The sequence below is a fragment of the Acidobacteriota bacterium genome (genome assembly GCA_020853395.1).
Taxonomy (GTDB): Bacteria; Acidobacteriota; Vicinamibacteria; order Vicinamibacterales; family SCN-69-37; genus JADYYY01.
Window position 1 is genome coordinate 289,564 of sequence record JADYYY010000010.1, and the last position, 14,116, is coordinate 303,679.

General features: G+C 68.9%; 13 protein-coding genes. 9 read left to right on the top strand and 4 right to left on the bottom strand.

Annotated features, from left to right (window positions below):
- Positions 1–7 precede the first annotated feature (7 nt).
- From IT184_09895 to IT184_09905, 3 genes are all read left to right on the top strand, one after another.
- Positions 8–397 (top strand): hypothetical protein, encoded by a 390-nt coding sequence (locus tag IT184_09895; GenBank protein ID MCC7009117.1) that lies wholly within the window; start codon positions 8–10, stop codon positions 395–397.
- Between the two features lie 189 nt (positions 398–586).
- Positions 587–1,708, top strand: coding sequence for a glycosyltransferase family 2 protein (locus tag IT184_09900; GenBank protein ID MCC7009118.1), 1,122 nt, complete (start codon positions 587–589; stop codon positions 1,706–1,708).
- Positions 1,709–1,789: 81 nt separating this feature from the next.
- Positions 1,790–2,755, top strand: a complete 966-nt coding sequence (locus IT184_09905) for a glycosyltransferase family 2 protein (protein ID MCC7009119.1) — start codon at positions 1,790–1,792, stop codon at positions 2,753–2,755.
- Between the two features lie 51 nt (positions 2,756–2,806).
- Here IT184_09905 and IT184_09910 read toward each other — a convergent pair whose 3' ends face one another.
- The 4 genes from IT184_09910 to IT184_09925 all read right to left on the bottom strand — a co-directional run bounded on the left by IT184_09910 (position 2,807) and on the right by IT184_09925 (position 7,839).
- Complete coding sequence (locus IT184_09910) at positions 2,807–3,712, bottom strand: sugar nucleotide-binding protein (protein MCC7009120.1); 906 nt, start codon at positions 3,710–3,712, stop codon at positions 2,807–2,809.
- Positions 3,713–3,739: 27 nt separating this feature from the next.
- On the bottom strand, positions 3,740–4,807 hold the full coding sequence (locus IT184_09915) for a glycosyl transferase (GenBank protein MCC7009121.1): 1,068 nt from the start codon (positions 4,805–4,807) through the stop codon (positions 3,740–3,742).
- A gap of 94 nt (positions 4,808–4,901) precedes the next feature.
- The gene (locus IT184_09920; protein MCC7009122.1) at positions 4,902–5,852 is read right to left on the bottom strand and encodes a glycosyltransferase family 2 protein; all 951 of its coding nucleotides are present in this window, start codon (positions 5,850–5,852) and stop codon (positions 4,902–4,904) included.
- A 163-nt stretch (positions 5,853–6,015) separates the two neighbouring features.
- Positions 6,016–7,839, bottom strand: a complete 1,824-nt coding sequence (locus IT184_09925) for a hypothetical protein (protein MCC7009123.1) — start codon at positions 7,837–7,839, stop codon at positions 6,016–6,018.
- 699 nt (positions 7,840–8,538) lie between these two features.
- Between IT184_09925 and IT184_09930 the strand changes: the two genes are divergently transcribed.
- The 6 genes from IT184_09930 to IT184_09955 all read left to right on the top strand — a co-directional run bounded on the left by IT184_09930 (position 8,539) and on the right by IT184_09955 (position 14,058).
- Positions 8,539–9,636, top strand: a complete 1,098-nt coding sequence (locus tag IT184_09930) for a UbiA prenyltransferase family protein (protein MCC7009124.1) — start codon at positions 8,539–8,541, stop codon at positions 9,634–9,636.
- Positions 9,637–10,617 carry a glycosyltransferase gene (locus tag IT184_09935; protein ID MCC7009125.1) on the top strand — a complete coding sequence of 327 codons (981 nt, stop codon included), beginning with the start codon at positions 9,637–9,639 and terminating at the stop codon, positions 10,615–10,617. It begins immediately after the preceding gene.
- Positions 10,614–11,795 carry a glycosyltransferase gene (locus IT184_09940; GenBank protein MCC7009126.1) on the top strand — a complete coding sequence of 394 codons (1,182 nt, stop codon included), beginning with the start codon at positions 10,614–10,616 and terminating at the stop codon, positions 11,793–11,795. Before IT184_09935 ends, IT184_09940 begins: the two co-directional genes overlap by 4 nt.
- 82 nt (positions 11,796–11,877) lie before the next feature.
- Positions 11,878–12,387, top strand: coding sequence for an acyltransferase (locus tag IT184_09945; protein MCC7009127.1), 510 nt, complete (start codon positions 11,878–11,880; stop codon positions 12,385–12,387).
- A complete protein-coding gene (locus tag IT184_09950; GenBank protein MCC7009128.1) occupies positions 12,384–13,613 on the top strand; it encodes a TIGR03087 family PEP-CTERM/XrtA system glycosyltransferase in 1,230 nt (409 codons plus the stop codon). The genes IT184_09945 and IT184_09950 overlap by 4 nt, the downstream gene beginning before the upstream one ends.
- Before the next feature lie 4 nt (positions 13,614–13,617).
- Positions 13,618–14,058: a VanZ family protein gene (locus tag IT184_09955; GenBank protein MCC7009129.1), complete on the top strand. Its 441-nt coding sequence runs from the start codon at positions 13,618–13,620 to the stop codon at positions 14,056–14,058.
- Positions 14,059–14,116 lie beyond the last annotated feature (58 nt).

A 14,116-nucleotide genomic window follows, 5' to 3' on the forward strand; every position in this document is an offset into this window, starting at 1 on the left:
GCGAACCGTGAGCGCCCTGCTCGACATGGTGATGCGCTTGCTCGAGGTTGTGCGGGCTCTGCCCGGGGCTGCGAGGGCTCTGCCCGTGACCGTGAGCGCGCTGCTCGGCGCGGTGAGGCTCCTGTTCGCCTCTGTGAGGGGCCTCCTCGCCGCGGTGGCGGCCCGGCTCTCGGCCGTGAGGGCCCCGCTCGGCATCGTGAGGGCCCGGCTCTGGACCGCGAAGGCCCTGCTCGGCACCGTCACGGGCTCGCTCGGCGCCGTGATGGCCCTGCTCGGCGCCCTGACGACGCTGCTGGCCTCTCTTCATGTGCTGTTGAGAGGCCTGATGCCGCTGACCGGCGCCGTGATGCCGTTGCTCACGAGCACGATGACGCTGCTCGGGGTGGCGCGTCCATAAAGTCTTCCCTGGAGCCGACATCCAGCCCCGTCGAGTTCAGCCAGGCGTGATGACCGGTCGCAACCCCTTGCAACATCACAGTTTATCGTGTTGCCATGGCGACTCCTGCAGCGGTGCGTCGCTTGCTGTCATGGTCACGCCGTGCCATCCTCCGTGCTGCCACATCCGGCGATGAGCGCTCAGGGAGCCATGTCCCGTCGTCGGCTCGACGCCGCCACGAGTTCATCGGTCACGGTCGTCATTCCCACGTATCGGGAAGCGGCGAACCTTCCCCACGTTCTCGACCGGCTGGCCGACGTGCGCGCGGCGGAAGGTCTCGCGCTCGACGTGCTCGTCGTGGACGACGACAGCCGGGACGGCACGGTGGAGATCCTGGCCGCGCGGCCCGAGCCGTGGATCCGGCTGATCGTGCGGACGCGCGACCGGGGGCTCAGCGCGGCGGTGCTCGACGGTCTGCAGCAGGCGCGCGGCGACGTGCTCGTCTGCATGGACGCCGACCTCAGCCATCCGGCGAGCGCCATCCCGAGGATGCTCGACAAGCTCGCGGACGGTGCGGACTTCGTTCTCGGATCGCGCTACGTCGATGGCGGCTCGACGGCCGACGACTGGGGATTCCTGCGCTGGCTGAACAGCCGGGTGGCGACGCTGCTGGCGCGGCCGCTGACGACGGTCAAGGACCCGATGTCGGGCTTCTTCGCGCTCAGGCGGACGACGTTCGAGGGTGGCCGAGGCTACGCGCCGGTGGGCTACAAGATCGGCCTGGAGCTGATGGTCAAGTGCGCCTGCGAGCGCGTCGTCGAGGTGCCGATCCACTTCGACGATCGCCGGTTCGGCGAGAGCAAGCTCACGCTGCGGCAGCAACTGCTGTTCCTGCAGCACCTGCGGCGGCTCTACATCTTCAAGTTCGGCGTCTGGACGCAGTTGACGCAGTTCCTGATCGTGGGCGCGCTCGGGACCGCGGTGAACCTCGGAATTCTGACGGCCCTGCTCCGTGTGGGGCTGCCGACACAGGGCGCCGTGGCCGCCGCGATCCTCGGCGCCATGGTCTTCAACTTCGTGCTGAACCGGCGGTTCAGCTTCGCGGGCGCTCGATCGGCCGCGTGGCCGAGGCAGCTCGCGCGGTTCGTGGGCGCGTCCTCGCTCGGCGCCATCGTCAACTACCTCGGCACGATGATCACGCTCGCGCGTTTCACCCCGGGGCATCCGCAACTGGCGGCCCTCGTGGGGATCGCGCTCGGGACCGGGTTCAACTTCATCGCCAGCCGGTATCTCGTGTTTCGAGAGGGTCACGTGCGGCTGACCCCGAGATGATCTGGCTACGCGCTCGGCCACTCGACGACGTGCCGCGGTCGAGGCGGACGAACGCGCCTCGTGACTTCGCTGAAGACGAGCATGTCAATCACGGAACCTAAGCTCTCCGTCATCATTGCGACTCGCAATCGCGTCGACCTGCTGGTCAAAGCGCTGGCGGCGCTCGTGAACCAGACGGTGGCGAGTCACGATTTCGAAGTGATCGTCGTCGACAACGGCTCCACCGACGACACGCAGGCCCGAGCGATGGCGTTCGCGGGCCGCGGGCTCGATGTCCGCTGCATTCTGGAGACGCGCGTCGGTCTCAACATTGCGCGAAACGCCGGCTGGCACGCCGCCCGCAGCCACTTGGTGGCGTACCTGGACGACGATGCCATTCCGGGGCGCGATTGGGTCCAGCGTATCGTGGAGGTATTCGAGCAGACGGTGCCGGCCCCTTCGTGCGTCGGTGGTCCCGTCCAGCCAATCTACGAGACTCCACCGCCATCGTGGCTGCGGGGTCCACTCCTCGATCTGCTGACCGTGGTCGAACACGCTCCTGAACCGGTGTTCCTCACGGACATCGTGCATCGGCAGAAGCTCGCCGGAGCGAACATGGCATTCAGGAAGGCCGACATCGAACGGGTGGGTGGATTCCACCCTTGGCTCGATCGCGTCGGAGACAATCTCTTGTCGGGAGGTGACGTCCTCATTCAACTGCAGTTCGAACGCGTCGGACTGCCGGTCTTCTACGATCCTCGGATTCGGGTACTCCATCATGTGGCGGCCACACGGTTGACCCGATCCTGGCTCGAGGAACGTGCGTATTGGGGCGGCGTGAGCGATGCCCTGCTCTCCTACCTGAATCGTCCGGCGACATTCTGGTGGGCGCTGAGAACGTTCGTTTGGAACACGCGCATGCTGCTTCTCTCGCCGCGGCTGATGCTGCAACTCGCGAAATCGGGCGACGAGCCGGAGGCCGTCACCGTCACGTGGCGGGCATGGCACCGGCTGGGCGGTGTGGTCGGAGGCCTTCGAGCAGTCAGCCTCGCGCTCGGCCGCACGTGAGCCCGTGCTCGCACACGGCACGACGCGGGACGGCGCGACGACTACCCGGCATCACAGGTAGTCGCGATAGTACTCGTTCAGATACTCCCTCAGACACACGCGCCAATCGCGCATCCTGTTCAGCCCGCGCAGATCCAGCTTCTTCGTGACGAGGCGTTCGGACGGTGGCCGCGGCGCGAAGTACTCGGCCGCGAAATGGTCCGATCCCACGGGAACGATCTCGACGACGGCGTCGCGCTCCATGATCGCCACGATCTCGCGTGCCACTTCCAGCCGTCCGGTCATCCCGCCGCAGACCATGTTGTAGACGCCCCACAGCCCCCGGTCCAAGAGCAGGCCGACATTGCGCGCGAAATCGTGCGTGTAGGTCGGCGTGCCGAACTTGTCGTCCACGACGAACAGCTCGCGCCGGCCCTCCTTGAGCTGAGCCATGATCTTCTGAACGAACTTCTTGTCCTTCCTCGGACCACCACCCATCATCCAGCCGGCTCGGCACACGAGGTAGTGCCGGCAGTTCTCGACGACATATCGCTCGCCCATGAACTTCGACCGCGCGTAATGGCCGAGCGGGCTCGGAATGTCCCAGTCGTCGTAGGTCTCTTTCAAACCGTCGAAGATGCCAGCCGTCGAGATGTAGAGCAACGGGATGCCGAGGTCGTTGGCGATGTGCACCGCATTCTCGACCGCCAGCGTGTTCGTGGCATACGCGTCGTCTGGATCGCGTTCGCACAGCTCGAGGCTCGTGTGAGCGCCCAGGTGAAAGAGCACGCTGGGATTGAACCGCTCGACGTCGAGCCGGTAGGCTTCATAGTCGCGGAAATCGAGAAACGACAACCACGGCTCGTTCACGTCCTTGTCCGTGCATCTGAGCTCGTGCTCTCCGCCGTAGACTCGATAGAAGCCTTCGCCGAGCATGCCGCCGCACCCGGCAATGTAGATCCGCTGCTGTGCACTCATCTGGTCCTGCCGTTGATCACGTGACGCCTAACGGTTGTCGGACGCGCCCGCCACGACGAGCTCGGCGGCTCGGGCGAGCGTTCGTCGCGCGACGCCCGGCATCATTCGAAGTCCAGCCTTGATGACCCTCGCAGCAGCAGCCTTGCTGCTCGATCCGACGCCGGAGCGTACGGTGAGCGCGTCCGGCGGCGCCGCGAACTGGCTCTTGAATCTGCGAACACCGCGATAGTCGTTTCGAACGAGCCTGTCCTGGTATTGCTGGAACAGCGGCACGAGGTCCGGCCGCTCGGCGAGCATGGGGACGGGCTGCTCCGGCCGTGTCGTGATGGCGTCGGGCACGTCCGGATTGTAGTGACTGAAGTGATAGAAGAGCAGAGGATGCGTTCCGTTGACAACGTAGCGCCCATCGAGCCCGCTCAACCTGCGTTCGAACAGGTTCCAGTACGCCATGTTGCAGCCAGGGTCGCGCTCGACGAGGACCCGCGGAACGTACGCGGGTGCCAAGACCGCCCAGAGCTGATCGACGAAGAGCCCGTCCCTGAAGCGCGCATAGCAGTACTCGACCAACCGCTTCTGCCACCACTGGAGGAAGGCGCTCGTGTGCTCGGTGCGACGAGTACCGAGGAAGCCCAGGTTGAACACACCGGTGCGCAGCATCGCCCGCTCATAGTGGACGTTGACCGGCCCATGACCGCTCATCGTGCAGCTGTGCGGCGTCAACATCAGATCGTGCTCGCGCAAGCGATCGGCCAGCGGAGCGAGGCTGCTCAGCACGAGCATGTCCGCATCGAGATACAGGACCGTGTCCACGCGCCGATCGCGCCGATAGAGGTGCTCGACGAAGAAGGGCTTCATCGCGCAAATCAGTTCGACGATGTCGTAGCGGGCGCGCATGCCGGCCAACTCCGGCAGGCCGAGTTGCTCGACCGGCAAGAGCTCGAAGCTCTCGAGATATGAGGCGTCGAAGTCGCCCGGGAGGTTGTCGACGAGACCAATGACGATCGAACAGGTGGGCATGTGCTCGCGAACGGACTGAGCGAGCGTCTTCGCATGCGCGAGATAGCTCGCCGAACACAGCGTCAGGATCGTCGTCATCGAATCAAGCGGACTCCAGCCGCACGGCGTGAGCACCGAACCTGCATCTCACCCACGAACAGACCGCGTCGTGTGCCATCGCTCGAGCGTCACGTCACTCGAACAGACACTGTCTGACCGCGCCCAGCGTCGGAAACGTACACAGCCCCTGCCAGGCGAAGCTCCGGCCTTCGGCCGCACGGCCATCACGCCGCAAGCTCCTTGCGAGCTGTCGTAGTCCCCAGGCCTCGCGAGCGCGCGCGTGGCGCCGCACGACGCGCGATCGGCACGTCAGCCGCAGGTGCTGCATCGCCATGACCTCCTGCAGCAGCGTGTCGAGCTCCGATGAACGCAGCGAGTGCGCGTCTCCGGCCGGAAGCCGGTAGTCCACGCAGGGCGTTGATCGGAACAGGATCCCTGACGCGCGATCGAGCAGGCGCATCATCAACTCGTAGTCCTCGGAGAACCAGACGCGCTCCCAGAACCCCCCAGCCGCCTCGAGCAGCGAGCGCCGCACGACCCAACAGTCCGGGTGGATCACGCGGCTCGCCACGACGTCGAGGACCGCCGGAAGATCCACGGCATACACATCCGGGAACCCGTCCACGGAACGACCACCGCTGAGCCGGCCGGCATCCGGGAACCAGACGTAGTCCGTGGGCTGGCCATCGCGCGACGCCACGAGATTGCAGAAGTAGAAGTCAGCCCCGGTCTGCTCGAGCGCACGCACGGCTGTCGAGAGATGATCGGCTCGGATCCAGCGGTCGTCGTCGTCGCAGAAGGCCACGAACGCGCCGCCCGCGGCGCGAATGCCTCGGTTGCGCGTCGCCGCCGGCCCCGTGCCGAGCGCCCCCGGATGCTCTCGCAGGATCCATTGCACCCGGCCACCGGTCGCTCGACCGATGTCGTCATAGGCGGCCAACGTGTCGGCGCCCGAACCGTCGTCGACGACGAGCAACTCCATGGCCGTGTGCGTCTGGCTCGTAATCCCGGCGAGCGCCTGCTGCAGGAGACCATGGCGGTTGCGGGTGGCGACGATGACAGAGACAGACGAATCCGCGCTCAACGTGCTCCTCTTGACCGCTGCATGCTCTCCTGATCACGTCGCACAGCTCGTACCACGGCTACTGGAGGCAATCGCCATCCCGGGGCGGTGGAATCAGCCGGTAATCCTGCGGCCCTTCGAGGCGGTACGCCGGCGAACGCAGGGATGTCACCTTCTAGGCAGACTATTTCGCCGCCGATCCCATGCCCATCCCGAAGATCATGAGCGCCATCAGGAGGAACGTGTGGTTCGCCTCCTGGTCCACGTGCTGCCGCACGACGCGCCGGAGCACGTCGGGCCGCACGATGCCGCTCTCCATGAGCGGCCCGCCGGTGAGCGTCGATTCCACGAGGGGACGCAGCTCGCGCCGGAGCCACAGGCCCAGCCGCTCGTAGGGCTGGTAGCCCTTGACCCCGAGCTTGGCGAACACGCGCATCCGGAACCGCGCCGCCTCGGTCACCAATCGTCCGGCGCCGACGCGCGCGCCGGTGTTCGCGTTCGTCACCGTCAGGAACGCCGGCCGCCGATGCGCCAGGATCGCCGCCTGCAGCGCATCGTCGAGCTTCAGCTCCGGCGGCATGGAGAACAGCACGTCGATCACGTCGTTGTCCATGAACGGCTGCCGCACCGTCGCGAAGCAGCCGAACGTGTGCATCGAGAGCGGCGTCTCGCGGTGCAGCCGCTCCCGCAGGAAGAGCCGCCACACGCGATCGACCGGCCGCGCGACCGGGCCGCACCGCGCCAACGCCTCGTCGAGGGACTGGCGGGCACGATCGCGCACGTCGAACGTGAAGAGATCGGGCGGCACGGCACCGAGCATGTATGCCGTGAGATGCGTGAACAGCCAGTCGCGAATGCCCGCGTCGTCCGCCCGCAGCGCCGCAGGGTCCACCGAAAACGCGTACGCCTTCGTCATGTGCAGCAGCTCGCCGCCATGCCCGCGCAGGAGGTAGTCGATGCCGAGCTCGCGGTACACCGCCATGGTCGGCATGACGATGCCCTGGTCGAGGTAGTGGCCGTCGGTGAGCCGCACCATCTCGCGCAGGTTGGGTTCGAACGTCGACAGGAAGTCCGCGTCGAGCACGAACGCGCGGTGCGCGACGCCCGACAGCGCGGCCAGGCGGGAGGCGCTCCGGTGATCGAGGCTGCCGTCGATGCCGAGGCTGACCGTCTTCAGATCCAGACCGGCCGGCATGAGCCCGAGGATCGTTCGCGCGTCGAGGCCGCCCGACAGCGAGAGCCCGAGGTGCTCGCCCGGCTGGGCTCGCCGCGCCACGGCCTCCGTGAGCCGATCGTCCAGGGCACGCGTGAGATCCGCGGGCGACCCGTTGACGACACCCGGGCGGAGCGTCCAGTACGCCCGTTCCGCGTACTGGCCGTCGCTCGTCCGGTACGTCGCAATCGTGGCCGCCGGCACTGCGCGGACGCCGGCGAACAACGTATCGTCGGCGATGAAGTGACCGAAGCTGAAGAACTGCGCGACGCCAGCCTCGGACCATGCCGTGTCGACGCCCGGCAGCTCGAGCACGGCTTTGATCTCCGACGCCGCGGCGAAGCCCGCGTCGGACGTGGCCACGTACACGGGCCGCAGGCCGAATCGATCCGTGACGACGAGGAGCTCGCCGCGCGAGCCGTCCCAGACCACGGCGGCGAACTCGCCGTTGAGCGACGCGAGAAACGCGTCGCCGCCGGCCATCCAGCCCGCGAGCAGCAGCGCGGCGTCGGACCGGACGCTCCGCGCATCCTCCGTGCCGGCGAGCCGGCGCCGTTCGGCGTCGCTCGCGAATATCTCGCCGTGAATCACCGCGTAGCGCCGGCCATCGGCGCTGGCAACGCAGGCCGACGGCGCCATGTGCGGCAAGGTGACGAGGCCGACCGCCACGCCATCCGCGACCGGCCGCGACAGCGGCTCCAGCCAGGGGTAATGCGCCATCCGGTCGAGCATCCGCCCGATCGGGAGCCCACCGGCGCGTGAGGGATCAGCGGCGACCGCCGCGAGGCCCGACATGAACGGGCTTCATTGTAGCGGCAGCCCGCCCGTCCATGCGGCGGCCGCCGGCTGCAACAGGATCCGATCTACGATCGGCCCTCGGAGGATCGGGTTACGCCGATCTCCTGCGGCACAAAGTCGCCAGAGAGGAAGACTTCGTGAACGTTCGCGCCGTCCTCTTCGACCTCGACGGCACGCTCTACGCCCAGCGTCCGCTGCGGCTCTTGATGGCCGCCGAGCTGACGACCCTGCCGTTGACGGGCTTCAGGCTGGCTGGGAAACGCCTGCAGGCCCTGCGCGCGTTCCGCAAGGCCCAGGAAACGTTGCGCAATGCCGGGCAAGCCGCTGGGCCAACCGCTCAACTGGAAGCAGCAGCCGCCGCCTCCGGCCTGACGGTTGCAGAGGTCTCCGCGCTGGTCGATGAGTGGATGATGAGGCGTCCCTTGAAGTATCTGCGCTGGTGCCGTGCGGGAGGGCTCACGCGTCTCCTCGACCTGCTGGAAAGCCGCGGCATCCGCACAGGGATCCTGTCGGATTACCCTGCAGAGTCAAAGATTCGGGCACTTGGGCTAGCAGGTCGATTCTCCCCTGTATTGACGGCTGCCGATCCGGAGGTCGGCGTGTTCAAACCGCACCCGCGGGGCTTCGAGCGAGCCTGCGAGGTCTGGGGGCTGGCGCCGAGCGAGGTGCTCTACGTCGGCGATCGCCCGGAGGTGGATGCCGAGGGCGCCGCGGCCGCCGGCATGCGGTGCGTCATCGTGGGCCGACAGGAGCCACAGGGCGCCTCCTATCGCGTCGTGCCCTCCTTCGAAAGGCTGTGCCGTGAGCTCGAGCGTCAGTGACGTGCGCGTCTCCGCCGGCATCTGGCCCTACGTCCAGATCGCGCGTGTGGACCACTGGTTCAAGAACGCGTTCATGCTGCTCGGGGTCATCCTGGCGGTGTTCTATCAACCTGACGTCGCGAACGTGTCGAGCGTGGCGCCGCTCGGCATCGCCGTCCTCGCCACGTGCCTCGTCGCCTCGAGCAACTACGTGCTCAACGAGCTGCTCGACGCGCCACACGATCGGCTGCACCCGGTCAAGAAGGATCGGCCGGTGCCGTCCGGGCTGGTCAAGGCGCCAATCGCCTACGCCGAGTGGCTGCTGCTGGCCGCGGCGGGCTTCGGCCTGGCCTGGGCGCTGAACCCGTACTTCTTCGCGTCGGCCGTCTTCCTCTGGGTGATGGGCATCGCCTATAACGTGCGGCCGCTCCGCACCAAGGAGTGGCCGTACCTCGACGTGCTGAGCGAGTCGGTCAACAACCCGATCCGGCTGCTGCTCGGCTGGTTCGCGCTCCTCACGACGCGCGTGCCGCCGCTGTCGCTCGTGATCTCGTACTGGATGATCGGCGCGTTCTTCATGGCGATGAAGCGGTACGCCGAGTACCGGCACATCGGCGATCCGCGGGTTGCGGCGGCCTACCGGGGCTCGTTCGAGTACTACACCGAGGAGCGGCTGCTCGTGAGCCTGGTGTTCTACTCGACGGCGTGCGCGCTCTTCGGCGGCATCTTCATCGTGCGCTATCACCTCGAGCTGATCCTGTTCGCGCCGTTCGTCGCCGGGCTGTTCGCCTACTACATGCACATCGGCATGCTGCCCGACAGCCCGGTGCAGAACCCTGAGAAGCTCTACCGGCAGCGCGGCTTCTTCGCCTACATGGTCATCTGCACGCTCGTGTTCGTGCTGCTGATGTTCACGTCCATTCCCGTGCTCTACGACCTGTTCAACGTCGAGCCGGTCCTGATGGACCCGCTCTGGACGCTCGGAGCGCGCTGAGTGCCGGCGCCCGCGGTGTCGTTCGTCGTGCCGGTGCGCAACGACGCCGAGCGGCTCGCGCGGTGTCTGGCGTCGATCCGGGCCGCCGCGCCCGCCGGCGTCGACGTCGAGATCGTGGTCGCCGACAACGGCTCGACCGACGGCTCGGCCGAGGTCGCGCGGCGCGCCGGCGCCACCGTGCTGTCGCTGCCGGGCCTGCGCGTGGCCGAACTGCGGAACCGCGCCGCCGCCATCGCTCGCGGCGACCTGCTCGGCTTCGTCGATGCCGACCACGAGATCGTGCCCGGCTGGATCGCGGCGGCGATCGAGCTCTTGCTTCCCGCGGCCCGTGGCGGCGCCGGCGCGCCATGCCGTCCGCCGGCGCGCGCCACGTGGGTCCAACGCCTGTACGATCGGCTCCGGCGACACCCACGAGCAACGGCCGAGCCGGTCGAATGGCTCGGCAGCGGCAACATGGCCGTCCGCCGCCGTGCGTTCGAAGAGGTTGGCGGCTTCGACGCGACGCTCGAGACCTGCGAGGACGTCGACCTGTGCCGAAAGCTGCGCGCGCGTGGATACGGTCTGGTCTCGGACCCGCGGCTCGGCAACGTGCACTACGGCGATCCGGCGACGCTGCGCCAGGTCTTCTACGGCGAGGTCTGGCGGGGGCGCGACAACGTTCGGGTGAGCCTGAGGGCGCCGCGCACGGTGCGCACGCTGGCCAGCGCCGCGATCCCGGTCCTGGGACTCATCGCCATCCTGACCGCTGCCGCGGGCCTGCTGCTCCTCGGTCCAACCGCCGGGTGGCGACTCGCGGGGCTCAGCCTCACGATCCCTCTCGTTCTCGTGGCGCTTCGCGCCACCGTGATGCTGCGCACGATCTGGTCGGCGGACTGGCCGAAGGCGCTCGCCGTCGCCGCGGCCTATGAAGCCGGACGGGCGATTGCCGTCGTCGGCCGCGTGAGCTACCGGCGCCGGCGACGCAGCGCCGCCGCCGCATGACCGACGTGACCCGCGTCCTCGAGCTGCGCAGCGTCCGCGGCACCGGCGGCGGGCCCGAGAAGACGATCCTGCTCGGCGCCGCGCACCACGATCCGCGCCGCTTTCGCGTCACCGTCTGCTACATCCGCGACGACCGCGACCGGGTGTTCGGGATCGACGAGCGCGCCCGCCGGCTCGACATCGAGTACGTCGAGGTCCGCGAGCGGCACTCGTTCGACCGGCGCATTTGGCCGGCGCTCGCGGCGATCTGCCGCGATCGGGCCATCGACGTCGTGCACGGACACGACTACAAGACCAACCTGCTGGCGTGGCTGCTCAGCCGGCGCCTCGACGTCGTGCCGATCGGCACGGCCCACGGCTGGACGGGCCAGAGCGCCCGCGAGCGCTGGGTGTACTACCCGCTGGATCGGCAGGTGCTCCGCCGCCTGCCTCGGGTGATCGCCGTCTCGACCGACATCCGCGATCGGCTGATCGCGAGCGGCGCCGATCCGGCTCGCATCACGGTGTTGCTCAACGGGATCGACCCCGACGCGTTCCGGCGCCAGCGGGGCGAGCGCGATGCCCGTCGGGCGGCGCTCGGCTTCCAGCCGCACCACCGGATCATCGCCACGGTCGGCCGCCTCGAGCGGCAGAAGCGCGTCGACCTGCTGCTCGAGGCGTTCGCCCGCGTACACGTCGCGCGTCCGGAGACGCGCCTCGTCGTCGTTGGCGACGGCAGCCTGCGGGCGTCGCTCGAGACGCAGTCGCGCCGCATGGGCGTGGACGCGGCGTGCCTCTTCCTCGGCCATCGGCTCGACATCGCGCGCCTGCACGACGCGTTCGACGTGTTCGTCCAGGCATCTGAGTACGAGGGCACGCCCAACGCGGTGCTCGAGGCCATGGCGCTCGAGACGCCGATCGTCGCGACTGACGTCGGAGGGACGCGCGAGCTGGCGCGGCCCGACGTCGACGCGCTGATCGTGCCGCCGCACGACACGCACGCGCTCGCCCACGCCGTCGAACAGGTGCTGGCCGATCCGGCCGCTGCCGCCGCGCGCGTGGTCTCCGCGCGCCGGCGCATCGAGCGCGACCTGTCGTTCGCCGAACGCACGCGTACCCTCGAACGAATCTACGACGAGCTGGTGCAGGCGCGGAGGCGGGCCGAACCGGCAGGCATGGTGGACGTCGGCCGTGCGTGACGCGCTCAAAGCCGCGGCACGCGCGCTGGCGGCGGTCGCGGTCGCGCCGGCCCTCCTGTCGTTCGTCGTGCGCCGCGCGGTCATGGGCGCGGACCGCGCGCTCGAAGGCTCGACGGAAGCGCTCGGCCTGATGCCTGGCCTGGCCGGCATCTACGTTCGGCGCGCGTTCCTGTCGCGCGCGCTGGCGCACTGTGCCCCCACCGCCACGATCGGCTTCGGCACGCTCTTCAGCCAGACCGGCGCGCGGATCGACGATCGAGCCTACGTGGGGCCCCGTTGCCATCTGGGCCTCGTCCACCTGGAACGCGACGTCCTCCTGGCCGCCGGCGTCCACGTGCCGAGCGGCGCCGCCACGCACGAGACGACCGACGCCGTTGTCCCGATTCGCGATCAGCCCGAGCGCCGGACGATGGTGCGGATCGGCGAAGGCACCTGGGTCGGCAGCGCCGCCGTCATCATGGCCGACGTCGGCTGCCACTGCGTGATCGGCGCGGGGGCCGTGGTCACACGTCCCGTTCCCGACCATTCGGTCGCCGTCGGCGTGCCGGCGAAGGTCATCCGCAATCGTCTCGAGGCGCAAATGCCCCGATGATCCGCTGCTTGTTCCTCACCCACCGCCTGCCGTACGCGCCCAATCGCGGCGATCGCATTCGCGCGTACCACCTCATGGAGGAGATGGCCCGATTCGCGGACGTGACGCTCTGCTCGCTGGTGCACGACGACGACGAGGCGGCGCAGGCCGCGAAGGTGCCGTACGCCACGCGTGTCGTCACGGTGCGGGTTCCTCGGATCGCCAACCGTGCGCGTGCGGCGATGAGCCTTGCCTCCGGCCGGCCGCTGACCCACGTGCTGCTGGACGGCGCCGTGGCGCCCACGCTCGAGAGGCTGGATGCGCCGGCGGCATTCGACCTCGTGCTCGCCTACTGCTCGAGCATGGCGCGGTTCGCGATGTCGCCGCCGCTCGCCGGCACGCCCTTCGTCCTCGACATGGTCGACGTGGACTCCGCGAAGTGGGATGCGCTCGCCCGCCGGTCGCGTGGGCCGCGCGGCTGGATCTACCGGCGCGAGGCCCGAACGCTCCGAGCGTTCGAGATCGAAGCCACCCGTCGCGCCCGCGGCACGATCTGCGTGAACGATCGCGAGGCGGAGACGTTGCGCGCGCTCGTGCCGGGCGGCGACATCTCCGTGCTGGAGAACGGTGTCGACCTCGAGGCCTTCCGGCCGCCCGCGCCGCTCGAGCGCGACGCCGCGGTCATCTTCTGCGGCGTGCTCGACTACGAGCCGAACGAGGGCGGCGTGCTCTGGTTCGCGCGCGAGGTGTGGCCGCGCGTACACGCGAGGCGACCGGACGCGCGCTTCCGGATCGTCGGTGCCCGCGCCACGCCAGCGATCCGCCGTGCGGCGGCCGCCGATCCGTCGATCGATCTCGTCGGTGAGGTGACCGCGGTGCCGCCGCACCTGTGGCGTGCCGCGGTGTCGGTGGCCCCGCTGCACACGGCGCGCGGCCTTCAGAACAAAGTGCTCGAGGCGCTCGCGGCCGGCCTGCCGGTCGTCGTCACGCCCGTCGTCCTCGATGGCCTGCCCATCGCCGTGCGGCCTGGATGCGTCACCGCGACCGACCCGGCCATCTTCGCGGACGCCGTGCTGCAACTGCTCGGCGAGCCTGCCGCGGTTCGCTCGCACCGCCTCGCCGCGCTCCGTCTCGACGAGCTGACCTGGCGGCGCAGACTGGCGCCGCTTCGCACGCTGCTCGAGAAGGCGGCCGGCGTGAGCGCCGGTTCGGCGACAGCAGGCCGAACCGCAACCGCGGTGAGATGAGACGATGGCGCACACATCGTGGCGTGTCGCGCGCGGCTGGGTGCTCGCCACTGCCGTCATCCTCGTCGTGACGCTCGCCCCGTTCGAGTTCAGCGCCGACGAGGAGATCGTCGCGATGAAGCTTTCGCGCGTCTCCCCCAACCCGTTCGTGAACACCTGGGGCCGCGGGCCGCTGCCCGCGATCGGCACGGCGCTCAACGTGGTGCTCTTCGTGCCGTTCGGCTTGACCGTGGCGCGGGCGCTCGCACGCCCCGGCCGGCGCGGCTGGACGGTCGTCGCGATCGTGAGCGCGGCTGGCCTCGCGCTCAGCCTGGCCGTGGAAAGCGCGCAGGCGTTCACGCGCTATCGCATCCCGTCGAGCACCGACGTGCTCACCAACGCGATCGGCGCATCTGCAGGCGCCGCGATCGTGGTCAGGCGCTCTGCCAGACGGGACGACACGTGATGGCGGCCTTCCGCAACAGCGCCTGGCGCAAGTGGAGGTCGGCGTCCCGGTCGAACCC